The 24052-nt window shown below is 73.5% G+C and carries 15 protein-coding genes; 5 read left to right on the top strand and 10 right to left on the bottom strand.

Annotation, left to right across the window (positions count from 1 at the left end):
* Positions 1-5 precede the first annotated feature (5 nt).
* From ACN261_RS15605 to ACN261_RS15585, 5 genes are all read right to left on the bottom strand, one after another.
* The gene (locus ACN261_RS15605; protein WP_425850814.1) at positions 6-2015 is read right to left on the bottom strand and encodes an FAD-dependent oxidoreductase; all 2010 of its coding nucleotides are present in this window, start codon (positions 2013-2015) and stop codon (positions 6-8) included.
* Positions 2016-2162: 147 nt separating this feature from the next.
* A complete protein-coding gene (locus ACN261_RS15600; RefSeq protein WP_425850811.1) occupies positions 2163-4634 on the bottom strand; it encodes a glycoside hydrolase family 2 protein in 2472 nt (823 codons plus the stop codon).
* Positions 4631-5476 (bottom strand): carbohydrate ABC transporter permease, encoded by an 846-nt coding sequence (locus ACN261_RS15595; protein WP_425853606.1) that lies wholly within the window; start codon positions 5474-5476, stop codon positions 4631-4633. Before ACN261_RS15595 ends, ACN261_RS15600 begins: the two co-directional genes overlap by 4 nt.
* A 147-nt stretch (positions 5477-5623) precedes the next feature.
* Positions 5624-6637, bottom strand: a complete 1014-nt coding sequence (locus ACN261_RS15590; RefSeq protein ID WP_425850808.1) for a carbohydrate ABC transporter permease — start codon at positions 6635-6637, stop codon at positions 5624-5626.
* A gap of 49 nt (positions 6638-6686) precedes the next feature.
* Positions 6687-7964, bottom strand: a complete 1278-nt coding sequence (locus ACN261_RS15585) for an ABC transporter substrate-binding protein (RefSeq protein ID WP_425850805.1) — start codon at positions 7962-7964, stop codon at positions 6687-6689.
* 373 nt (positions 7965-8337) lie between these two features.
* Between ACN261_RS15585 and ACN261_RS15580 the strand changes: the two genes are divergently transcribed.
* Positions 8338-9357, top strand: coding sequence for a LacI family DNA-binding transcriptional regulator (locus ACN261_RS15580; RefSeq protein ID WP_363795349.1), 1020 nt, complete (start codon positions 8338-8340; stop codon positions 9355-9357).
* Between the two features lie 28 nt (positions 9358-9385).
* On the opposite strand, the gene ACN261_RS15575 is transcribed toward ACN261_RS15580, so the two are convergent.
* Positions 9386-12004, bottom strand: a complete 2619-nt coding sequence (locus ACN261_RS15575; RefSeq protein WP_425850802.1) for a putative bifunctional diguanylate cyclase/phosphodiesterase — start codon at positions 12002-12004, stop codon at positions 9386-9388.
* 177 nt (positions 12005-12181) lie between these two features.
* Here ACN261_RS15575 and ACN261_RS15570 point away from each other — a divergent pair, with 177 nt between their 5' ends.
* Positions 12182-12556, top strand: coding sequence for a PH domain-containing protein (locus tag ACN261_RS15570; RefSeq protein WP_425850799.1), 375 nt, complete (start codon positions 12182-12184; stop codon positions 12554-12556).
* Between the two features lie 37 nt (positions 12557-12593).
* Here ACN261_RS15570 and ACN261_RS15565 read toward each other — a convergent pair whose 3' ends face one another.
* A complete protein-coding gene (locus ACN261_RS15565; RefSeq protein ID WP_421486032.1) occupies positions 12594-13520 on the bottom strand; it encodes a 2-hydroxyacid dehydrogenase in 927 nt (308 codons plus the stop codon).
* Between the two features lie 167 nt (positions 13521-13687).
* Between ACN261_RS15565 and ACN261_RS15560 the strand changes: the two genes are divergently transcribed.
* From ACN261_RS15560 to ACN261_RS15550, 3 genes are all read left to right on the top strand, one after another.
* Positions 13688-15493 (top strand): GAF domain-containing SpoIIE family protein phosphatase, encoded by a 1806-nt coding sequence (locus ACN261_RS15560; protein ID WP_425850796.1) that lies wholly within the window; start codon positions 13688-13690, stop codon positions 15491-15493.
* Positions 15494-15563: 70 nt separating this feature from the next.
* Positions 15564-16727, top strand: a complete 1164-nt coding sequence (locus tag ACN261_RS15555; RefSeq protein ID WP_425850794.1) for a PQQ-dependent sugar dehydrogenase — start codon at positions 15564-15566, stop codon at positions 16725-16727.
* Positions 16728-16829: 102 nt separating this feature from the next.
* Positions 16830-18464 carry a metallophosphoesterase gene (locus ACN261_RS15550; protein ID WP_425850791.1) on the top strand — a complete coding sequence of 545 codons (1635 nt, stop codon included), beginning with the start codon at positions 16830-16832 and terminating at the stop codon, positions 18462-18464.
* Positions 18465-18475: 11 nt separating this feature from the next.
* Here the strand turns inward: ACN261_RS15550 and ACN261_RS15545 are convergent, their stop codons facing one another.
* From ACN261_RS15545 to gatA, 3 genes are all read right to left on the bottom strand, one after another.
* Positions 18476-20833 (bottom strand): transketolase-like TK C-terminal-containing protein, encoded by a 2358-nt coding sequence (locus tag ACN261_RS15545; protein WP_425850789.1) that lies wholly within the window; start codon positions 20831-20833, stop codon positions 18476-18478.
* 154 nt (positions 20834-20987) lie between these two features.
* On the bottom strand, positions 20988-22487 hold the full coding sequence (gene gatB / locus ACN261_RS15540; protein ID WP_421486024.1) for an Asp-tRNA(Asn)/Glu-tRNA(Gln) amidotransferase subunit GatB: 1500 nt from the start codon (positions 22485-22487) through the stop codon (positions 20988-20990).
* Between the two features lie 13 nt (positions 22488-22500).
* Positions 22501-23976: an Asp-tRNA(Asn)/Glu-tRNA(Gln) amidotransferase subunit GatA gene (gatA, locus tag ACN261_RS15535; RefSeq protein WP_088641697.1), complete on the bottom strand. Its 1476-nt coding sequence runs from the start codon at positions 23974-23976 to the stop codon at positions 22501-22503.
* Between the last annotated feature and the right edge of the window lie 76 nt (positions 23977-24052).

Here is a 24052-nt window from a genome sequence, read left to right as displayed (position 1 = left end):
CACCGTCAGGCCGGCAGGAAGCGGGCCGCGTCGGCGACCACGTACCCGTCGGTGCCCTCGGTGCGGATCAGCACGCTGCCGGCCGTACCCGCCGGGAACTGGTACGTCCCCAGCGGCACCCACTGCCCGCCCGAGGTGCGCTGGTCGACCATCCGGGTGGTCACCCCGCCGCTGTGCACCACGTCGACCGGGACGTTGCCGGCCCGGTTCGGGTCGGCGGTCCAGCGCAGGTGGACCGCCCAACTCCCGGCCGTCGGCAGGGACGGGGTGAACCGCAGCCGGTTGACGCCCTTGCCGGTGTTGCCGTCGTGCTCGTAGTCCGACCCCCAGTAGCCGCCGATCGCGGTGCTGCCCACCCAGACGCCGGCCCGGGTGACCCCGGCCGACCGGTTGTCCACCACGATCTCGCCGTCGACGGTGGGCGGCCAGGCGAGGATCTGCCCGTCCCGACGCAGCCGGGCCTGGAGAGCCGCGACGTCCACCTGCTGCACCGGCACGCCCGCGTCGAGCGCCAGCTTCGCCGCCGTGGCCGCCGACTGGGCGAGGATCATGAAGACCGGTTCCATCCGGATCGACCCGTACGCGATGTGGGTGGCCGACAGGCAGACCGGCGCGAACAGGTTGGCGCACTGCCCGGCGGCGGGCACGATCGACCGGTAGCTGACCGGGTACGGGCCGGGCACCCCGACCTGCACGTCGCCCTCGTTCTTCACCAGGCCGTCGACCACCACCCGCTGGCAGTTGTGCGAGTCCATGGTGTAGCTGGCCAACCCGACCGAGTCGGCGACCCGCACGCTGCCCCGGCAGTCCCGCTCGGTCATCACGTACGCCGAGACCATCCGGCGGGCCTCGCGGACGTAGAGCTGCGGGGGCCAGTTGCCGGTGGCGGTGAACTCGTCGGCGGCCAGGCCCCAGGCAGCGGTGCCCGCCCGGACCGACGCCGGCAGCCGGGGGTCGTTGGCCAGGAACCACATCAGCCCCTGCTGGTACGTCAGGTGGTCGGCGGTCAGGCTGTCCCGCTGCGCCCGGGTCGCCGTCGGGTAGGTGTGGTTCGCGGCGATGAAGTCGGTGGAGAACGCCCCGGTGTTGTTCGAGTCGGTCTTGCCGCCGCCGACGCTCTGGGTGGTGAAGAACGGCCCGGTGTAGCCGGCCTGCACGTACCGCAGCAGCAGTTCGTAGTCGGCCGGGTCGTAGCCGGCCGGCTGCGGGAACGGGACCCGGCCGGCGTCCCGGGTCAGGCACATCCGGAAGTTGTACGCCTGGATCCGCTCGTCGCCGGTGCCGTTGCGCGCGACCGGGGCGGCGGAGATGCCGGGGAGCAGGCCACTGGCCGGGTCGCCCGGCACCACGTACGGGTCGACCGGCAGGGTGAACTGGTGTGCCCCGCGCAACTGCACCCCGTTGATGGTCTCGCCGTACGCGGTGTTGGCCTCCCGCCCGACCGTGTACGACACCCCGGCGGCGGCCATCAGGTCACCCTCGTACGTCGCGTCGACGAACATCGGGCCGGTGAAGAGCTGCCCGTGCGCGGTGACCAGCCCGGTGATCCGGTCGCCGGCCCGCGCGACGGTGGCCAGCGGGGCGTCCAGGTAGACCGGGACCGCGTGCTCGGTGAGCAGGTCGTCGAAGACCCCGGCGGCCACGTGCGGCTCGAAGACCAGCCGCATCGGCGAGTCGGGGGTGACCGGGGTGCCCTGGTAGCGGGCGTACACCCGGCGGTAGAACTCCCCGGCGAGGCCGCCGATGGCGGCGCTGGTGCCGCTGTCGGTGTAGCCGAGCCCGCCGGTGGTGAGCCCACCGACGTGGCGGCCCGGTTCGACGATCACGGCGGTGCCGCCGAGCCGGCGCATCTGCACGGCGGCCATGATGCCGGCCGAGGTCGCGCCGTAGACCACCAGGTCGACGGTGACGGTGCCGGCGGCCAGGGCGGGCAGGCCGAGACCGGTGCCGGCGGCGACGACGAGGGTGGCCCCGCCGATGCGGAACAGGTGCCGGCGGGTGAACGCGGACGACATCACGGCTGCCCTTCGAGCGAGGGGAAGGAGCGCGCCGCCGCACCCGGAACGCATCGACCCTCGCTGATCGCATCAGGACTGTCAAGGGGTGACCCGCCCCGCGCCGGCCGGGAGGTCGCCGGCCGGCGCGCAGGGGCGACCCGTCGGTCAGCCCGCCGGGGCCCCGGTCGCGTCGTCGACCAGGTCGTTGACGCAGCGCAGCACCGGCCGGGTGGTCAACGCCGCCGGGTCCAGCGGTGTACCGGAACGCACCGTGAACGTGACCGACTCCCCCGGCAGCAGGGTGACCAGCGCGGTGTCCACCTCGGCGGCCGGATCGAGCCGGTCCGGGAAGAGCGTCAGGTCGCGCAGCACGGTCCGCGCGGTGACCCGGACCCGCTGACCGCCGTCGACCGCCTCCACCGTCGCGTCGAAGCGGGCCGCCGGCCAGTGCGCGTCCCGGTCCTCGGCGAAGAACCACAGGGCCCGTTCGGCGGTGTCCCCGGCCTCGGCGACCAGCAGCTCCCGGCGTTCCTCCTCCGCCACCGCCAGGTCCGCCGGCAGTGGCACCGTCACCGCCGCGTACGCGGGCACGTCGAGCGGGTACGACGTCTTCGCCCTCGGCTCGCCGGTCAACGTCGACCGGGTCACCGTCAGCGGGGTCCGCCACGGGGTGCCGGTCTCGTTCACCGCGACCAGCACCAGCCCACCGTCGCGGGGCTGGACGGTGAGCAGCCGGTCGGCGTACGCCCGGCGCAGCGCGTACCACAGGGGTTTGCGGCGGCCGTCGCCGTCGACGGCCGACCAGGAGGTGACCGGCCAGCAGTCGTTGAGCTGCCAGACGATGGTGCCGGAGCAGACGTCCCGGTGCGACCGGAAGTGTTCCACCCCCAGCTGGATGGCCCGCGCCTGGTTGAGCTGGGTCAGGTAGTGCCAGTCGTCGAAGTCGACCGGGGCGGGCAGGTGCGCGTCGAGCCCGCGTCGCAGCTTGGCGTCCCCGTCGGCGGCCTTCTGGTGGTGGGCCATCCCCGGCGAGTCGGGCGCGAGCGGATCGTCGGACAACGCCCGGCGCAGCGTCGCGTACGCCGGGGGCGCCTGGTAGCCGAACTCGGCGACGAACCGGGGGACGTACGCGCGGTACCTCGTGTAGTCGTCGGTGTTCCAGACGTCCCAGATGTGCGTGGTGCCGTGCGCCGGATCGTTGGGGTGGACCGTCTCGTCGCCCGACCACGGGCTGCCCGGCCAGTACGGGCGGGTCGGGTCCAGCTCGCCCACCACCCGGGGCAGCAGGTCGAGATAGAAGCCCCGCCCCCAGGTGCGGCCGGCCAGCGGCTCCTGCCAGTCCCAGTCGTGCCAGCCCCAGATGTTCTCGTTGTTGCCGGTCCACAGCACCAGCGACGGGTGCCCGGCCAGCCGGGTCACCTGCTCCCGCGCCTCCGCCTCGACCTCCGTGCCGAACGGCTCCTCCTCCGGGTAGGCCGCACAGGCGAACAGGAAGTCCTGCTGCACCAGCAGGCCGTGCTCGTCGGCGAGGGAGTAGAAGTCGGTCGACTCGTAGCGGCCACCGCCCCAGACCCGCAGCAGGTTGACGTTGGCGTCGGCGGCCTGGGTGAACCGGTGGGCCAGCCGGTCGCGGGTGATCCGGGTGGGGAACGCGTCGTCGGGGATCCAGTTGGCCCCCCGCACCAGCACCGGCACGTCGTTGACGTGCAGGGTGAACGGGGTGCCGTGGGCGTCGGGGGTGGTGTCCAGGCGTACCGAACGGAAGCCGATCCGCTGCGACCAGGTGTCCAGCGGGCGACCGTCGGGCGTCGCCAGGGTCACCGTCAGCGGGTGCAGGGGCTGTGCGCCGTACCCCCGGGGCCACCACAGTTCGGGGTCGGCGACGGTGAGGGTCAGCGCGGCCGTGCGCTGCCCGGCGGGGACGGTCGCCTCGCCGGTCACCCCGGCGACCTCGGCACGGACGGTCAGCGGCGTGTCCGTCGCCCGCTCCACCGCGACGTGCAGCTCCACCCGGCCCCGCCCGTCGACCACCGTCACCAGTGGACGGACGGTGCCGAGCCGGGCGGTGGACCAGGCGTGCAGCCCGATCTCCTGCCAGATCCCGGCGGTGACCAGCGTCGGCCCCCAGTCCCAGCCGAAGTTGCAGGCCATCTTGCGGATGAACGGAAACGGCTCCGGGTAGGCGTTGGGCCGGTCACCGAGCCGGTCCCGCTGCGCCTCGGCGTACCGGTACGCCGAGGCGAACCGGACGGCGAGGGTGTTCTCCCCCGGCCGCAGCGCCGGGGCCGCGTCGAACCGGTACGACCGGTGCATGTTCGCGGTGCGGCCGACCTCGACGCCGTTGAGCGTGATCGTGGCGACCGTGTCCAGCCCGGCGCAGACCAGCTCGACCCGGTCGTCGTCGCCGGGCCGGTGCACGAACGTGGTCGCGTACTCCCAGTCGGTGTGGCCGATCCAGGCGAGCGTCGTCTCGTTGGCGTCGAGGTAGGGGTCGTCGATCAGGCCGGCGGCGAGCAGGTCGGTGTGCACGCAACCCGGCACGGTGGCCGGTACCGACCGGCCGGCGACGGCGTCGGGCACCTGCGGCCCGGACACCGCGCGCAACTGCCATCCCTCATGCAACGCCTGACGGTTCACGACTTCACCGCGCCTTCCATGATTCCCCGGACGATCTGCCGGCCGCCGATGAAGAGCATCACCAGCAGCGGGACCGTGGCGATGAACGCCCCCGCGAGCACCCGACGGTAGATGACGTAGTTGCCGCTCGCCAGATCGGAGATGGCCACCATCGAGGTCGGATAGTCGGTGCCGCTGAGCGTGATCAGCGGCCACTGGAAGTCGTTCCAGGTGGCCACGAAGGTGAGCAGGCCCAGCACCGCCAGGGCCGGGCGGATCGCCGGCAGCGCGATGCTGCGGTAGATCCGCATGGTGGTCGCCCCGTCGACCCGGGCCGACTCGACCAGCTCGTCGGGGACGCTGTTGACGATGAACTGCCGCATGTAGAACACCCCGAACGCGGTGACCAGGCCGGGCGCGATGACCGCCAGCAGGGTGCCGTTCCAGCCGAGCCGGCCCATCACGACGTAGAGCGCGACGATGCCGAGCTGGTTGGGCACGGTGAGGGTGAGCACGACGAGCAGCATCAGCGCGTTGCTGCCCCGGAACCGCAGCTTGGCGAAGGCGAACCCGGCCAGCGAGCAGAAGAACAGCACCGAGGCGGTCACCACGGTCGACACGATGACGCTGTTGACCAGGGAGGCGGCGAAGTAGACGTCCTGGAGGGAGAAGACCTCCTCCAGGTTGGCCAGGAACCGGTCGCCGGGCACGACCGCCGGGGGCAGCTTCGCCAGCGCCTCGTCGTCGCTGGTGGCGATGACGAACATCCAGTACAGCGGGAACGCGGCGAACAGGAAGGTCAACGACAGCAGCAGGTACGTGCCGAGGCCGGCGGGGGTGTCCTGCGGCGCGCGACCCAGCAGGGCGGGCCGGCGCGCTGCGTTCCTCGCGCTCACCGGCGTTCCCTTTCGCTCGCGACTGCGGGACTCCGCTGCGCTGCGTTCCTCGCGCTCACTGGTGTCCCCTTTCGTTCCCGACTGCGGGACTCCGCTGCGCTGCGTTCCTCGCGCTCACCGGCGACCTCCTGACAGGCGGTTGGTGAGCAGGGTGTTGAGCCCGGTCACCAGCAGGATGATCAGGAACAGCGCCCAGGACATGGCGGCGGCGTAGCCGAGGTTGAGGTCCTTCCAGCCGACCTTGTAGATGAGCTGGGCGATGGTCTGCCACTCGCCGTTCGGCCCGCCGGTGGCGGCCTGCGCGTTGAGGTCGAACAGCATCGGCTCGGTGAACAGTTGCAGCCCGCCGATGGTGGACAGCACCACCGTGAACACGATCACCGGCTGGATCATCGGTACGGTGATCCGCCAGAGCTGCCGCCACGGGCCGGCCCCGTCGATCGCCGACGCCTCGTAGACGTCGCGCGGGATGGACTGCATGGCGGCCAGGTAGAGCAGGGCGTTGTAGCCGATCCACTTCCAGTTGACCATCGTGGCGATGGCGATCCAGGCGTGCGGCTTGTCGGCCCGCCAGTCGATCGCGGCGTCCCCCGTCCCGCCGATGCCCACCTCGGCGAGCAGCCAGTTCGCCATCCCGAAACTGCGGGAGAAGAAGACGCTGAACACCATCGTCGAGGCCACGATCGGGGTGACGTACGGCAGCAGCACCCCGACCCGCCACCAGGTCTGCGCCCGCAGCTTGCGGTTGAGCAGCGAGGCGACCACCAGCGCCAGCAGCAGTTGCGGCACCGAGGAGAGCAGGAAGATGCCGAACGTGTTGTAGAGCGCGTTCCAGAAGTCCTCGTCACCGCCGAGCCGGGTGAAGTTCGCGAGGCCGGCCCAGTAGGGCAGGGTGGGATCGTCGAGCCGGTAGTTGCGCAGCGCGACGATCCCGTTGAACAGCAGCGGGAAGAGCCCGAAGACGCCGAACAGCAGGAAGAACGGCGCGACCATCAGGTAGGGAAGGTAGCGCAGGTCGAACCGGTACAGCCGGTCACGCCAGCCGGGCGACCGGTCGCCGGCTCCGGAGGCGGCACGCTCCGGACCGGTGCGGCGATTCGACGGCGGCACGGCACGGGTGGTGGACACGGGGCACCCTCCAGGGCCGGGGACGGTACGGGGGCGGGGCGGCGCACGGTCAGGAGGTGCGGGCCTTCTCCGCCTCCTTGACCGCCTCGGCCCAGGCGGCGTCCGGCTTCAGGGTGCCGTTCTGCACCCGGTTGATGACGTTCTCCACGGCCACCCGGGTCGGACCGTTCCTCCTGCCCAGGTACTGCGGGGTGAGCCCCTGCGCCATCTTCGGGAAGATCTGCCCGACCGGCGCGTCGTGGAAGAACGGGTTCGTGAACTCGGCGATCGCCGGGTCGGCGTAGAGCGCGGGTTGCGAGGGCAGGTTGCCGACCTTCTTGAAGATCTCGATCTGCTGCTCCGGCTGGACCAGCCACTCCAGCAGCTCGTACGCCTCGTCGACGTGCCTGCCCTGCTTGGGGATGGTGAGGAACGAGCCGCCCCAGTTGCCGCCGCCACCGGGCACCGCGGCGATGTCCCACTTGCCCTGGGTGCCGGGCGCGGTGTCCTTGATGTGGCCGAGCATCCACGCCGGGCAGGCGAGGACGGCGAACGAGCCGGCGGTGAAGCCCTTGTCCCAGTCGGCCTGGAAGCTGGCCAGGTTGGCCGAGAGACCGGCCTGGACCGCCCTGATCGTGTAGTCGAAGGCGACCTTGGGGCCCTGCTCCATCCGGAGCTGTTCCTGTTCGTCGTAGAAGCCGACGGGCTGCTGGCCCAGGATCGGGTTGAACAGGTTGGTGCCGGAGTCGAGGAACTTCTTCTTCGTCCGGCCGGTGTAGTCCTGGCCGACCTGGATGAACCTGTCCCAGGTGGGCCAGAGGGCGGAGACCTGGTCGCGGTCGGTGGGCAGCCCGGCGGCGGCGAACAGGTCGGTGCGGTAGCACATGGCGAGGCCGCCGACGTCGGTGCCGAGGCCGATCTGGGTCTTGCCGTCGGCCGACAGCGACTGCTTCCACTTCCACGGCAGGTACTTGCTCTCGTACGAGCCGGCGCCCTTGTCGAGCAGGTTGACGAACTTGTCGGACTGGCTGCGGAACTGGACCATGAAGCCTTCGTCGACGGCGGCGATGTCGGCTGCTCCGGAGCCGGCGACGAGTTTCTTCTGGAGATCCTCGTGCTGGGCGTTGTACTCGCCCGAGTTGAGTTGGATCTTGATGTTGGGGTGGTCGGTCTCGTAGCGGGTCTTGAGGTCCTGGAGACCGAAGTCGCCCCAGAAATTGATCTTCAGGGTGACCTGGCCGCCGCCGTCCGAGCCGGTGGTGCTCCTACCGCTGCACGCCGCGACCAGCGTCAGGCTGACGGCACCGACCGCCGCCGCGCGGGCCCAGCGGGTCCAGGACCGTGTCATCTCATCCTCCGCGCACGCTTGTGGAACGCTCCACACATCGAGGAACGTCGACTGAACCGGATAAGTCAGGCCACCGTACGACCCGCCCTGGGCACTGTCAACGGCCGGTTAACAGCGCCCCCGGCCGGTAACCGGATCCGCCCCGAACGCCCTGCCGACACGCTCAGCGAGCCCTTCCAGCAGGTGGAAGGGACGCATCCCGCCCGGCGCGAACGGCACACTTAACCGAGCAAGCGAACCGGCCGCCCACGTCGATCGGGACCGCGCACGGCCGGGGACGACCGCCCGACCGGGCACCGGTAGCGTGAGGACCGCCGGCGACCCCGGCCCGAGAACGGCCTGCCCAGGCCGCGAGAAGTGGAGGAAACCGCCGGTGAAGCGGCCGACCATCGCCGACGTCGCCCGACGCGCCGGAGTGTCCAAGGGCGCGGTGTCGTACGCGCTCAACGGGCAGCCGGGCGTCTCGGAAGCCACCCGGCAACGCATCCTGGCGATCGCCACCGAGATCGGTTTCAGCCCGAGCAGCGCCGCCCGCGCGCTCTCCGGCGCCACCGCCAACGCCGTCGGCCTGGCCCTGTGCCGACCGGCCCGGATACTCGGCATCGAACCGTTCTTCATGGAGCTGATCAGCGGCGTCGAGGCCGAACTCTCCGCCCGGTCGTACGCGCTGACCCTGCAGGTGGTGGCCGACCAGGAGGCGGAGATCGCGGTCTACCGCCGGTGGTGGGCCGAACGGCGGGTCGACGGGGTCCTCGTCTGCGACCTGCGGACCGACGACATCCGGGTGCCCGCCCTGGAGGAGCTGCAACTGCCCGCCGTGGTGATCGGCGGGCCGAGGCACACCGGCACGCTGGCCCACGTCTGGTCGGACGACGCGGCGGCGCTCGCCGAGGCGGTGGAGTACCTGGTCGCCCTCGGCCACCGCAAGATCGCCCGGATCGGCGGGCTGCCGTCGCTGCTGCACACCGAGATCCGTACCGACGCCTTCGCCGAGGTGTGCGGCCGGCTCGGGCTCACCGACGCGGCGACCGTGTGGTCGGACTACACCGGCGAGGAGGGGGCGCGCGCCACCCGGCGGCTGCTCAGCTCCGCCAGACGCCCCACCGCGGTGATCTACGACAACGACGTGATGGCGATCGCCGGGCTCGCCGTGGCCCAGGAGATGGGCCTCGGCGTCCCCACCGACCTGTCCATCGTGGCCTGGGACGACTCCCCGCTGTGCCAACTGGTGCACCCGCCGCTGACCGCGCTCGGCCGGGACATCCCCGCCTACGGCGCGCACGCCGCCCGGCAACTGCTCGCCGTCATCGCCGGTGAACCGGTGCGCGGGCTCCAGGACGAGACGGCGCACCTGACCCCCCGGGGCAGCACCGCGCCGCCCCGGGTGAGGTGAACCGGTTCATCCCGACCCGACCTGACCGTCAGCGGGACGTCGTCGGAAACTCCGCGAAGTACGCCTCGACCCGCTCGGCGGTGGCCGGACGCGCCAACGCGAACCCCTGCCCGTACCGGCACCCGGCCCGGGTGGCCCGCGCCACGTCCGGCTCCGACTCCAGCTCGGCCATCACCACGGTCACCCCCAGCCGTTCCCCCAACCCCACCACCACGTCGATCAACGGGCGGGAATCCTCGTCCGGGTCGACCGGCCGGGGCTGCACCTTCAACAGGTCGATCGGCAGCCGACGTAGCTGGGCGAGGGAGGCGTGCTCGGCCCGGAAGCTGTCCAACGCGGTGCGTACCCCCAGCGACCGCAGGCCGGCCAGCCGGGCCACCACCGTGGGCAGGTCGGCCCCGAGGCGCGACTCGGCGATCTCCAGCACCAGCCGCTCCGCCGGGACGCCGTGCCCGGCCAGCACCGCCGCCACCCGGGGCACCAGATCCGGCGCCAACAGCTCGGCGAGGGTGACGTTGACCGCCAGCCACAGCTCCCGACCACCGGCCGACCAGTCGGCGAGCTGCCGGCAGGCCCGGTCGAGCACCCACCGGCCCAGCTCCCCCAGCAGACCCAGATCCTCGGCGACCGGCAGGAACTCGGCCGGCAGCACGGTGCCCAGCACCGGGCTGCGCCAGCGCAGCAACGCCTCGATGCCGGCCGGTCGGCGGTCGGCCAGCGCCAGCACCGGCTGGTAGACCAGGTCCAGCTCGCCCCGGGCCGCCGCCCCGGGCAGCTCCCGTTCCAGGTCCAGCCGGCGGACCAGCTCCTCCTCCAGGCAGGCGTCGTACCACTCGACCCGGTTGCGGCCGAGCTGGACGGCCCGGCGGCGCGCCAGGTCGGCCTGGCGCACCGCGTCCTGCGGCGACGTCGCGGCCAGCTCGGTCAGGCCCACGCCGACCCGGAGCCGGGCCATCCCGGTCGGCACCGGGCACGGCTCGGTCAACGCGGCCAGCAGCCGTTCGCCCAACGCGTACGCCGGGACCGGGCCGGCGTCGGTGACCACCGCGAACTCCTCCCCGGACAACCGGGCGACCAGGTCCCGGGGGCCGACCACGTCGCGCAGCCGGCGGGCGGTGGCGGCCAGGAGCGGGTCCGGGCCGGCGGCGTCCCGCGCCGGGCCGAGCCCGTGCACGTCGAGCAGGAGCAGCGCGCCGGGGGTGCCGCCCCGTTCGTCGAGCACCCGCAGCAGCTCGCGCCGGGTGGACAGGCCGGTGAGCGGGTCGGTGGCTCCGCCCCGGGGCCGCCCACGCCCCGGCCGGCGGCGGTCGCCGACGTCGCGGACGTGCAGCACCACCGCGCCCACCTCCGGCACGGTCCGCTGGTCGCTCACCGTCGACTCGGTCTCCCGCCAACCGCCGTCACCGGTCCGCATCCGGGCCACCAGGAGCGGCGTGGCCGGGTCGTCCGGCAGCGGCGCGACGGCATCGCCCGGCAGCGGCGCGACGGCGCTGCCGGACCGCCCGGCCAGCCGGGTCAGGACGCCCGGCGCGTCGTCCGGATGCAACAGGTCGGCCAGCGGCCGTCCGCACACCGCCTCCTGACGCAGCCCGAACCAGCGTTCACCGGCCGCCGAGAGCCAGCGCACCCGCAACCCGTCGTCGAGGACGAGGACCAGGTCACGACCGCCGGCGACCAAGGTGCGGAAGTACGCCTCGCGGGCGGCCAACCGCCCGGCCCACCGCCGCTGGTCGGTGACGGAGATGAACTCCCGGGCCACCAGCGGCGGGATCACCGCCAACCCCAGCAGGACGGCGGTCGGGGTGAAGCCGCCGACGAACGCCAGATGGCCGGCCGCCGCCACGGTCGCCACCGCCGCCGGCGCGGTCACCCGGGGCCAGGCCGGCGACGGACCCGTCGGGACCGCCGGGTCGCCCGCCGCGACCCGGGCCATCCCGACGGCCGTCAGCAGGGCCCCGCCGAGCAGCAGCGGCACCGCGGTCGGCAGCGTCACCGTGGGGGCCCGGTAGGCCAGCAGCACCACCAGGTCGGCCAGGCCGAGCAGGACCGCCGCCACGCCGAGCCGGCACCGGGCCGCACCGGGATGGCGACGGTGCCCGGCCAGCGCGCCCACCAGCAGCCCGGCCAGGACACCCGCACCCGCGACGGTGACCACCCGGACCACCGGGGGCACCGGGCCGGGCGGGACCAGCACCCAGCCGGCGAAGAGCAGGGCGGTGCCGAGACCGAGGATGTCGACGCCGCGCCGCCACCGGGCCCGGGGCGTCAGCCGGGAGTGGCCGGGCAGCAGGAGCAGGCCGAGCGCGTAGACGAGCGTGGCCGCGCCGAGCCCGACCGCCGCGACCCCGGCCCGGTGGGACGCCGGGGCCAGCGGTAGCACCGCCACGGTCGTCCCGACCACGGCCGCCGCGACGGTGAGCAGGACGGCGGCCCGGCGGTGCCGGACGCGATGGTCCGGCCCGTCGCCGGCGGTGAGGCGGAGCAGCCGGGCGGCGGCCACGGCACAGCCGCCCGCGCCGGCCATCGTGGTGGCGGCCAGCGGCGCGACGGCGCCGACCAGGGCGGCGACGACGAGGAGGAACGCGACCAGCAGGGTGAGCACCACGGGTGCGGACGGTGGGCGGCGGAGGGGGCGGGCGACGGTCACGGCGGTCACCTTCGTGAGGGGGACACGGCGCGGTGCGGCGGAGGGTTAGCGGTTCAACGAGGCACCACCCTCCCGGTTATGCCCTCCGGTCGTGACCTACATCACCGGGTAGCGCCGGTCGCGGCCGGTCCGCCGCCCGCCCGGTGCCGCCACGGCCCCGGGTGGAATCATCGGGGGGTGAGTCGCGCCGACACCATCCGCTTCCGGCACAACCAGGCCATCCTGGTCGCGGCCGTCATCGCCACCATCGGCGCGCTGCCCCTGGCCGCCGCCCGGTGGTACCTGCTGCCGGTGCTGCTGGTCCCGCTGACCGTCGCGGTCTGGGCCTGGCGCTCCGGCACCGACGCCGACCCGCGCGGGCTGCGGCTGCGGGCGCTCGCCGGAGGCCGGCGCATCCCCTGGGAGCAGGTCGTCGAGCTGGCCGCCGACCCGCGCGGCCGGGCCGTCGTCCGGCTCACCGACGGACACCAACTGCCACTGCCCGCCGTCCGGGGCGTCGACCTGCCCCGGCTGGTCGCGGTCACCGGGCAGACCCTGCCGGACGCGCGCTGAGCCGGGGCACCCCACCGACAGGTCGGCCCCGCCCGGGTCAGTAGCCGTCGACCACCGTGTTGACCAGCGGTGACCCGGCCACGAACCGGCGCACCTGCTCCCCCACCAGCCGGTACGCCCGGGGCAGCAGCCCGCGTACCGAACCGGCCACGTGCGGGGTGAGCAGCACGTTCGGCAGCTCCCAGAGCGGATGGTCGGCCGGCAGCGGCTCCGGGTCGGTCACGTCCAACGCCGCCCGCAGCCGCCCCGACGTCAGCTCCGCGACCAGCGCCACCGTGTCCGCCACCGGGCCCCGGGCGGCGTTGACCAGCAGCGCCCCGTCCGGCATGGCGGCCAGGAACGCGGCGTCGACCAGCCCCCGGGTGGCATCGGTCAGCGGCACCAGCAGCACCACCACGTCGGCCTCCGGCAGCAGGCGCGGCAGCTCGGTCACCGCGTGCACCCCCTCGTCCGGCCGGGCGGTCCGGGCGACCAGGGTGAAGGTGACGTCGAACGGAGCCAGCCGGGCCCGGACCGCCGCGCCGATCGACCCGGCCCCCACGATCAGCACCCGCTTGCCGGTCAGCTCGTCGGTCGGCGCGACCCGGTCGTACGCCCACTCCCGGCGGGCCTGCGCGCGGGCCAGCTCCGGGAAGCCGCGCAGCTGGGCGAGGATCGCGGTGACCACCCATTCGGCGGTACCGGCGTCGTGCACCCCCCGGGCGTCGCAGAGGGTCACCCCGGCGGGCACCCGGCCCGTCCAGGCGTCCGCCCCGGCGGAGAGCAGCTGCACCACCGCCACGTCGGGCAGCCGGTCCAGCATCGCCGTGGTGTCCACCCCGGCCAGGAACGGCGGCACCCAGAACCGGACGTCGGCCGGGTCGCCTGGCGGATTCGCGGGGTCGGTCCACGGCTGTACCGTGACACCGGCCGGGACGGCACCGAGCAGCTCGACCCCTTCGGGGTGCGGAATCCATACCTTCACGCGTGCCGACGATAGCCCTCCGGCAGGTGGGCGGTGCCGACGGGCCGGGGGACGACGCCGTACCGGGCCATGTCGCCACGGCCACGGGTGACGGTCGGGCGGCACGGGTATAACCGGGGGTCGGAACGCCGAACGGTGTCCTCCCCATCACGGCAGACAGGTGGTCGATGACCGAACGCACCGTACGGCCGGACGCGGGCATCGCCGCGCTGGCCGATCCGGCCCGACTGCGGTCGCTGACCGAGACCGGCCTGGACGCCACACCGGACGAGGCGTTCGACCGGTTCGCCCGGCTGGTCAGCGACCTGCTCGACGTGCCGGTGGCGCTGGTCTCGCTGGTCACCGAGACCCGGCAGTTCTTCCCCGGCGCGGTCGGGCTGCCCGAGCCGTGGGCCGCCCGCCGGCAGACCCCGCTGAGCCACTCGTTCTGCCAGCACGTGATCGACACCGAGATCCCGCTGGTACTGCCGGACGCCCGGCTCTACCCCCGGGTGCGGGACAATCTGGCCGTGCCGGAGCTGGGCGTCGTCGCGTACGCCGGGATGCCGCTGACCGACCTGGACGGCCGGGTGCTCGGCTCGCTGTGCGCGATCGACAGCAAACCCCGGGCCTGGACGAAGGCGCAGCTACGGACGCTTGCCGACCTGGCGGCGGCCTGCTCCTCGGAGCTGCGGCTGCGGATTGCCCTCGATGCCGCCGAGGCGGCCCGCCGGCTGGTCGAGCAGGCACACGAACGGCTCAACCTGCTCGCCTCGCTCAGCGAGGAGCTGACCGGAACGCTCGACGTGGAGACGGCGGTGGGGCGGCTGGCCGACGCGGTGGTGCCCCGACTGGCCGACTGGGCGATGGTGACCCTGATCGACCAGGGCGGCACGCCCCGCTGGGTGACCGCCGTGCACCGCGACCCGGCCCGCGCCGCCGACATCACCCGGTTCGGCGAGGTGGCGCTGCGCCGGCTCGGCCCCGCCTCGGTCACCCGGACGGTGCTGCGGACGGGCCAGCCGGTGCTGCGCGGCGTGGCCGACCTGGACGAGGTCCGGCGGGCCAGCGACGCCCCGGAACTGGTGGACCTCGCCGAACGGCTGGGTTTCGCCTCACACCTGACCGTGCCCGTGCCGGCCCCGGGCCGGGGCACGGTGATGGGTGCGGTGACCCTGGTCAACGGGCCCGGCCGGCGGGCCTTCGACGACGACGACCTGGGCACCGTGCTGGAGATCGGCCGCCGCGCCGGACAGGCGGTCGGTAACGGCTGGATCCACGGCGAGCAGCGGCACGTCGCCGAGGTCCTGCAGCACAGCATGCTGCCGCAGTTGCCGCAGAGCCAGTGGGTGGAGCTGGCCGCCCGCTACCAGCCGGCCGCCGACCGGGTGGAGGTGGGCGGCGACTGGTACGACGCCTTCGTCCAGCCCGACGGCGACCTGGTGGCGGCGATCGGCGACGTCGCCGGCCACGACATCGAGGCCGCCGCGACCATGGGGCAGCTGCGCAACCTGGTGCGGGGCAACGCGTTCGGCCGGGACGACCCGGTCGAGGAGCTGATGCGGCGGTTGGACGCCACCATCTCGGGACTGCGCATCCCGACCGCCGCCACGGCGGTGCTGGCCCGACTGCGGCAGGTCGCGGGCGGGGTGGCGGTCACCTGGTGCAATGCCGGTCATCCCCCGCCGCTGCTGGTCACCGCCGACGGCACGGTACGGCTGCTCGACGGCCGGCGGGAGCCGCTGCTGGGGCTGACCCGGCCGACCCCGCGCACCGGGGCACGGGTGCTGCTCGCCCCCGGGGACACCCTGCTGCTCTACACCGACGGGCTGGTGGAGCGGCGGGACCAGTCGATCGACGAGGGGATGGCCCAGTTGTGCGCCCGGGTCGCCGCCGCCGGCGTCCGTCCCGCCGCCGACCTGTGTGACCTGCTGCTCGGCACCGGTCACCGGCGCGAGGACGACGTGGCGCTGCTGGCCCTGCGGGCCCGCTGAGGCGGTCACCGGCCGGTGCGCCGTCCCCGGTGGCCCGGCCGACCGGGATTCGCGGGCTAGGCTGGGGCGGGTGAGCGCCCGTCTCCCGTACCCCCGCACCGTCCGGGTCCGCGCGGCCCTGGCGGCCTCCGGTGCCGCGCTGCTGCTGAGCGGGTGCAGTTTCGGCCCGCCGGAGCCCGATCCGGCCGGTGAACCCCCCAACCTGCCGACCCCGTCGGCGTCGGCGAACACCCCCGAGCAGCAGGTGGTGGCCACGGTGCTGGCGAAGGGCCTGCGGGTGCCGTGGGGCATCGCCTTCCTGCCCGACGGGGCGGCGCTGGTCACCGAGCGGGACAGCGGCAGGATCCTCAAGGTCGGGCCCGGGTCGGGGCCACAGGGGTTGACCGTCACCCCGGCGCAGACCGTGCCGGGGGTGGCCGCGTCCGGCGAGGCGGGCCTGCTCGGCATCGCCGTCTCCCCGGCGTACGCGCAGGACCGGACGGTCTTCGTCTACTACACCACCGAGCAGGACAACCGGGTGGCCCGGTTGACGCTGGGCGGCACCCCCACGCCGGTCCTGACGGGCATCCCGAAGGCCGGCAACCACAACGGCGGCGGGTTGGCGTTCGGCCCGGACGGGCAGCTCTACGTCAGCACCGGCGACGCCGGTGAACGGGACGCCGCCCAGGACAGGGCCAGCCTGGCCGGCAAGATCCTGCGGATCACCCCGGACGGCAAGCCGGCGGCGGGCAATCCGTTCCCCGGCTCGCCGGTCTGGTCGCTGGGGCACCGTAACGTGCAGGGCCTGGCCTGGGATGCCGGGAAACGGATGTACGCCACCGAGTTCGGGCAGAACACCTGGGACGAGATCAACAAGATCGACAAGGGCGCGAACTACGGCTGGCCGACGGTGGAGGGGCAGGCCGGCGACGGCAGGTTCGTCGATCCGGTCGTGCAGTGGGGCACCGACGAGGCGTCCTGCTCGGGGCTGGCGGCCACGGGTCGGCTGCTGGCCGCCGCGTGCCTGCGCGGCGAGCGGCTCTGGCTGGTGGAACTGACCGACGCCGGCACGGTGCTCGGCGCGCCCCGGGAACTGCTCGCCGAGAAGTACGGTCGGTTGCGGGCGGTAGCCGCCGCCCCGGACGGTTCGCTCTGGGTCTCCACCTCCAACCACGACGGGCGGGGTCAGCCGACCCCGGAGGACGACCGGCTGCTGCGACTGGTCTTCGCCGACGGCGGGGCCGGCCGGAGCTGACGACACGCCGACGGGCCGGACGGCCGGGCAGGTACCGGGCGGATCGGCCGCCCTTCTGTCGGGTTTGCCAAGATCTTTCACGGGGCAGGTCAGAATCTCATCATGGGCGGTCAGGAGAACGAGCAACGCGGAGCCGGGGAGACGGATCTCCCCGCCCGGCGTGAGCGACGCTGGCGGACCTGGTGGTCGGCCCTGCGGTCGACCCGGGCCCGACGGGCCGGCGTGGTGCTGGCGGTGCTGCTGGTCGCCCTGACCGGAACGGTCGTCGGGGTGTTCGCCGGTGGCCGGGTCAGTACCGACATCGGCCCGTTCCGCGCCGACCTGACCCTCGCCCCGGCGGTGCGGGGCGGCACCACCGTCGACATCCCCCCGCTGGGCGCGCTCCAGCTCGACAGCCACCAGGGTCCCACCCACCTGACGGTCGGGCTCGGCGCGTTGGACCAACGCAAGACCGAGGCGTTGATCGACGACCCGGCCAGCATCAGCCGGGCCAGCCAGTCGGCGGTGACCGACGTCCGCAACGGGGTGCTACGGCTCGGTCTGCGTACCCTCGGGGCGGCCGTGCTGGTCACCCTGCTGCTGGCCGCGCTGGTCTTCCGGGACACCCGGCGGACCGCCTGGGCCGGCGGGGTGGCCCTGGTGGTCACCGCCGGCAGCCTCGGCCTGGCGGCCGGCACCGTCCGCCCGCAGGCCATCGAGGAGCCCCGCTACGAGGGCCTGCTGGTCAACGCCCCGGCGATCGTCGGTGACGCGCGGCGGATCGCCAACGACTACAGCCGCTACGCCGAGCAGTTGCAGCGGCTGGTCGGCAACGTCAGCCAGCTCTACACCACCGTCTCGGCGCTGCCGGTGTACGAACCGGCGCCGGGCACCACCCGGGTGCTGCACGTGTCCGACATGCACCTCAACCCGACGGGCTGGCAGCTGATCCGCACCGTGGTCGAACAGTTCGGCATCGACGTGGTGATCGACACCGGCGACCTGACCGACTGGGGCAGCGAACCCGAGGCGTCGTACGTCGGCTCGATCGGGCTGCTCAAGAAGCCGTACGTCTACATCCGGGGCAACCACGACTCACCCCGGACGGCGGCGGCGGTGGCCCGGCAGCCGAACGCGGTCGTGCTGAACAACTCGACCACCACCGTCGCCGGGCTGACCATCGCCGGCATCGGCGACCCCCGGTTCACCCCGGACAAGGAGACCTCCCCGGCCGGCAGCGGGCTCACCGCGCAGGTCGCCAACCAGGTGATCGGGGCCGGCGAGACGCTCGCCACCACGATCCGCCAGTCGCCGCGACCGGTGAACATCGCGCTGGTGCACGACCCGGCCTCGGCCGGTCCGCTCTCGGGCACCTGCCCGCTGGTGCTGGCCGGGCACACCCACGCCCGGCAGATCTCGAAGCTGCCGCAGGTGGACGGCCAGCAGCCCACCCAGCTGATGGTGGAGGGCTCGACCGGTGGCGCCGGGCTGCGCGGCCTGGAGGGTGAGAAGCCGACCCCGCTGTCGATGACGGTGCTCTACTTCGACCAGCAGAAGCTGCTCCAGGCCTACGACGACATCACCGTCGGCGGCACCGGGCAGGCCCAGGTGAACCTGGAACGGCACGTGATCCGCGACCCGGCCAAGGGCGCCGACGTCCCGGTCACCCCCACCCCGACCCGGGGCGGCTCGGAGTCCCCGTCCCCCTCCGGGACCGGCCCGACCCCCACCTCGCCGACCCCCAGCCCGACCAGCTGATCCGCCTGCGGTCAGCGCAGCGACAGGGCGGCCAGGGCGGCGTTGACGATGCTGCCGGGAAGCAGGTCGTGCAGCTCGTACAGCTCGCGGACGCTGCCGGACTGGCCGAACTCGTCCACCCCCAGCGGCACCGCCGGCACCCCGAGGGCCGAGCCGAGCCAGGCCATCGCGTGCGAGGCGGCGTCGTGCACGGTCACCAGCGGGGTACGGTCCCCGAAGGCCGCCCGCAACGCCCCCGGCACGCTCGGCACGGTCGCCGTACGCACGCCCTGGCGCAGGGTGCGCTGCCAGGCCCGGTAGAGCCGGTCCAGGCTGGTCACGTCGACCACGTGCGCGGCGATGCCCTCCTCGGCCAGCTCGGCGGCGGCGGCCAGCGTCTCCGGCAGCACCGCCCCGGAGGCGGCCAGGGTCACCACCGGCGCGTCGGCCAGCTGCGGGTGCGCCTGGTGCGCGTCGACCAGCCGGTACGCCCCGGCGACGACCTGCCGGCGCAGCACCGCGTCGCCGAGGCGGGCCCGGGCCGCCTCGAACGGCGTCTGGTCCAGCGGCCGGGTGCTCAGCCGGAAGTAGTACGCCCCGTCCTCGGCCGGTGCCGCGGTGGCGGCCGGTGCCGAACCCTGCGCGATCTGACCGAGCGCGTCGCAGAGCAGCCAGTCGAGGCTGGTGGCGTAGGCCGGTTCGCAGAGGGTGACGCCGGGCAGTTCCAGGCCGACGGAGGCGGTGATGGTGGACTGGTGGGCGCCGCCCTCGGGGGCCAGGGTGACCCCCGACGGGGTGCCGGCCACCACGAACCGGGAACCCGAGTAGGTGCCGTAGAGGAACGCGTCCAGCCCGCGCAGCACGAACGGGTCGTAGACGGTGCCGACCGGCAGCAGCGGCTGCCCGGAGAGGTCCCACGCCAGGCCGAGCTGGCCCAGCAGCAGGAACAGGTTCATCTCGGAGATGCCCAGCTCGATGTGCTGCCCGGCGGGGCTCTCCGTCCAGCGCAGCATCCGGTCCTGCGACCAGGACCGACGCTCCGTCGGGGCGAACACCCCGGTCCGGTTGATGAACCCGGCCAGGTTGGTGGAGGTCGCCACGTCCGGCGCGGTGGTGACCAGGTAGGGCGCCACCTGCGGGTCCCGGGCCAGATCCACCAGCACCCGGCCGAAGACCTCCTGGGTGGAGACCGGCTTGTGGGTGCGTACCCCGGTGGTCTCCGGGACGGTGACCCCCAGCGACCGGTGCCGGGGCGCGCGGGCCAGCGCCTCCCGGCGCGCGCCGGCCCGGATGCCTGCCGGGCTCGCCGGGTCGAGCCGGTCCCACTCGGTCCCGGCGGTCAACCCGTGCGCCGCCCGCAGCGCGTCGACCTGATCGGTGGTCAGCAGTGCCGAATGGTTACGCGGGTTGCCGGCGATCGGCAACCCCCACCCCTTGACGGTGTACGCGAAGACGACGCTGGGCCGGTCGGTAACCGCGTCGCACTGGGCGTACGCGTCGAGCATCGCCGCCAGGTCGTGCCCGCCCAGGTCGGTGACGAGCGGGGCCAGCTCCTCGTCGGTCAGGTCGGCGATGAACCCGGCGATGCCGTCGGGTGCGCCGTCCAGGAACTGTTGCCGCAGCGCGGGCCCGGTCAGCCCGAACAGCGACTGGTACTGCTCGTTGGGCATCCGGTCGATCCAGTCACGCAGCGCCGCCCCACCCGGCCGGGCGTACGCCTGCGCCAGCTTGCGGCCGTACTTGACCTCCACGACGTGCCAGCCGGCGGCCTCGAACTGCCCGCGCCACTGGTCGATCCGGATGCCGGGCACCACCCGGTCCAGCGACTGCCGGTTGAAGTCGACGAGCCACATCACGTTGCCCAGACCGGTGGTGGCCGGGTCGGCGACCGCCTCCCAGATGTTGCCCTCGTCCAACTCGGCGTCACCGATCAATGCGACGAACCGGGAGTGCGGGCGGGCCCCGAAGTGGGCGTCGACGTAGCGGCGGGTCACCGCGGCGAACAGCGGGGCCGCCGCGCCCAACCCGACGGAGCCGGTGGAGAAGTCCACCGCGTCCGGGTCCTTGGTCCGCGACGGGTACGACTGCAACCCGCCCCGCGCCCGCAGCCGCGTCAGGTACGACCGGTCCAGGTTGCCCAGCAGGTACTGGATCGCGTGGAACACCGGGGAGGCGTGCGGCTTGACCGCCACCCGGTCCTCGGCGTCCAGGTGGGCGAACCACAGCGCGGTCATCGCGGTGACCAGGGAGGCGCTCGACGCCTGGTGTCCACCGACCTTCACCCCGTCGCCGGTGTCCCGGTCGTGGTTGGCCGCGTCCACGATCCGGGTGGCGAGCCACAGCACCCGTCGCTGGATCTCGTCGAGGACGTCGAGGTCGTGCTCGTTCACGGGAACTCCATCCGGGCGTCGCCGTTGACGCCCTCGCTGGGAGGGGCGGCGCGGGTCGCGCGCCTACCCCGGGGAAGGGGTGAGGGCCACCGTCGGGTCACGACGGCGGCCCTCGCCGTTGCGGGCGGGAAGCCCCGGCTTCCGTCCCGTTCGGTCAGCCCTGGACGCCGAGGCGCTCCAGGACCAGGTCACGGACGGTCTTGGCGTCGGCCTGGCCACGGGTGGCCTTCATCACCGCGCCGACCAGCGCACCGGCTGCGGCGACCTTGCCGCTGCGGATCTTGTCGGCGATGCCCGGGTTGGCGGCGATCGCCTCGTCCACGGCGGCGGTGAGCGCGCCGGTGTCGGAGACCACCTCCAGACCCCGGTTGGTCATGATCTCGGTGGGCGAACCCTCGCCGGCGACCACGCCCTCCAGCACGGTACGGGCCAGCTTGTCGTTGAGCTTGCCCGCGTCGACCAGCCCCTGCAGCTCGGCGACCTGCGCCGGGGTGGCCCCGATGTCGGCCAGCTCCGTGCCGGTCTCGTTGGCCCGGCGGGACAGCTCACCCAGCCACCACTTGCGGGCCGCCGCCGGGGTGGTGCCCGCCGCCACGGTCGCCTCGATCAGCTCGACCGCACCGGCGTTGAGCACCGACTGCATGTCGAGGTCGGACAGGCCCCACTGCTCCTGGAGCCGGCGACGGTGCAGCCGGGGCAGCTCCGGCAGGGCAGCCTTCAGCTCGGCCACCCAGGCGGTGTCCGGGGCGAGCGGCACCAGATCCGGCTCCGGGAAGTAGCGGTAGTCGGTGGCGGTCTCCTTGGACCGGCCCGGCGTGGTGTCCCCGGTGTCCTCGTGGAAGTGCCGGGTCTCCTGGGTGATCCGGCCCCCCGCGTCGAGCACCGACGCCTGGCGCAGGATCTCCGAGCGGACCGCCCGCTCCACCGACCGCAACGAGTTGACGTTCTTGGTCTCGGTGCGGGTGCCCCACTCCTGCCCCGGCAGGTTGAGGGAGGTGTTGACGTCGCAGCGCAGCGACCCCTCTTCCATCCGGACGTCGGACACACCCAACGAGCGCAGCACGTCCCGAAGCTCGGTCACGTACGCCTTGGCGACCTCGGGGGCGAGCGCACCGGTGCCGGGGACCGGCTTGGTGACGATCTCCACGAGCGGGATGCCGGCCCGGTTGTAGTCGACGAGCGACTCGGTCGCGCCATGGATGCGGCCGGTGGCCCCGCCGACGTGCAGCGTCTTGCCGGTGTCCTCCTCTAGGTGCACCCGCTCGATGCCGATGCGCACCAGCTCGCCGTCGACCTCGACGTCCAGGTAGCCGTCGGAGCACAGCGGCTCGTCGTACTGGCTGATCTGGAAGTCCTTCGGCATGTCCGGGTAGAAGTAGTTCTTCCGGGCGAACCGGCACCACTGCGCGATGGAGCAGTTCAGCGCCAGGCCGATCCGGATCGTCGCCTCGATCGCCGCCTTGTTCGCCACCGGCAGCGAGCCGGGCAGGCCCAGGCAGACCGGGCAGACCCGGGTGTTGGGCTCGCCGCCGAAGTCGGTCGGGCAACCGCAGAACATCTTGGTGTTCGTGCCCAGCTCGACGTGGGTCTCCAGGCCGATCACCGGCTCGTAACGCGCAACGACCTCGTCGTACGCGGGCAGTGTCGTCGTCATCTGAACTCCAGCCTCACAGTGCCGGTGGGGTGAACGTGCCGACCACGGACTCCAGCGCGGCGGCGACCCGGTACATCCGGTCGTCGGCCATCGTCGGGGCCATCACCTGCAGCCCGACGGGCAGCCCCTCGGACAGGCCGCACGGCACCGAGATGCCCGGCCCGCCGTACAGGTTCGTCGGGATGGTGAACAGGTCCGCCAGGTACATCTGGTACGGGTCGGCGGTGCGCGCCCCGATCGGGAACGCCACGAACGGCGTGGTGGGCGAGATCAGCGCGTCGACCTGCTCGAATGCCGAGGTGAAGTCGCGGGTGATCAGGGTACGGACCTTCTGCGCCTGCCCGTAGTAGGCGTCGTAGTAGCCCGAGGAGAGCGCGTAGGTGCCGACCATGATCCGGCGCTTGACCTCGGCGCCGAACCCGGCCTCCCGGGTCAGCGACATGACCTCCTCCAGCGACCGGTTGCCGTCGTCGCCGACCCGCAGCCCGAACCGGACCCCGTCGAACCGGGCCAGGTTGGAGGAGCACTCGCTGGGCGCGATCAGGTAGTACGCCGGCAGCGCGTACCGGAAGTGCGGGCAGGACACCTCGACGATCTCCGCGCCCAGCTTGGCCAGGGTGTCCACCGACTCGCGGAACGCGGCCATCACGCCCGGCTCCGCGCCCTCACCGGTGAACTCCCTGACGATGCCGAGCCGCACCCCGGTCAGGTCGCCCGTCGCACCGAGCTTCGCGGCGGCCACCACGTCCGGCACCGGCTGCGGGATGGAGGTGGAGTCGCGCGGGTCGTGCCCGCCGATGACCTGGTGCAGCAGCGCCGCGTCGAGCACGGTGCGGGCGCACGGGCCGGGGGTGTCCAGCGAGGAGGAGAACGCGACCAGGCCGTACCGGGAGGTGCCGCCGTAGGTGGGCTTCGCGCCGACGGTGCCGGTGACCGCGCCGGGCTGGCGGATCGAGCCGCCGGTGTCGGAGCCGATGGCCAGCGGGGCCTCGTACGCGGCCAGCGCGGCGGCGCTGCCCCCGCCCGAGCCGCCCGGGATCCGGTCGGTGTCCCACGGGTTGTGCGTCGGGCCGTACGCCGAGTACTCGGTGGAGGAACCCATCGCGAACTCGTCCATGTTGGTCTTGCCGAGCATCACCGTGCCGGCCGCGCGCAGCCGCTGCACGATCGTCGCGTCGTACGGCGGACGCCAGCCTTCGAGGATCTTCGAGCCGACGGTGGTCGGCACGCCCTTGGTGGTGAGCACGTCCTTCACCGCCACCGGCACCCCGGCCAGCGGCCCGAGCTGCTCACCGGCGGCCCGGCGCTCGTCGACGGCACGGGCGGCGGCCAGCGCCCCCTCGGTGTCGACGTGCAGGAACGCGTGCACCCGGTCGTCGACGGCGGCGATCCGGTCCAGGTGGGCCCGGGTCACCTCGACGGCGGAGGTCTCCCCCGAGGCCACCAGCCCGGCCAGGTCGGTCGCGGTCATTCTGGTCAGGTCGGTCATGCCGTCGCCTCGCTCCGCTCACCGGTGCCCCGGGCAGCCGGCGCACTGGGCTCGATGGTTCGCCTGTCACGCCCGG

Source organism: Micromonospora sp. WMMD723 (assembly GCF_049863385.1).
Classification (GTDB): domain Bacteria; phylum Actinomycetota; class Actinomycetes; order Mycobacteriales; family Micromonosporaceae; genus Micromonospora; species Micromonospora wenchangensis.
The sequence above is the reverse complement of the archived record's forward strand: the minus strand, read 5'-3'. Positions and strand labels throughout refer to the sequence as shown.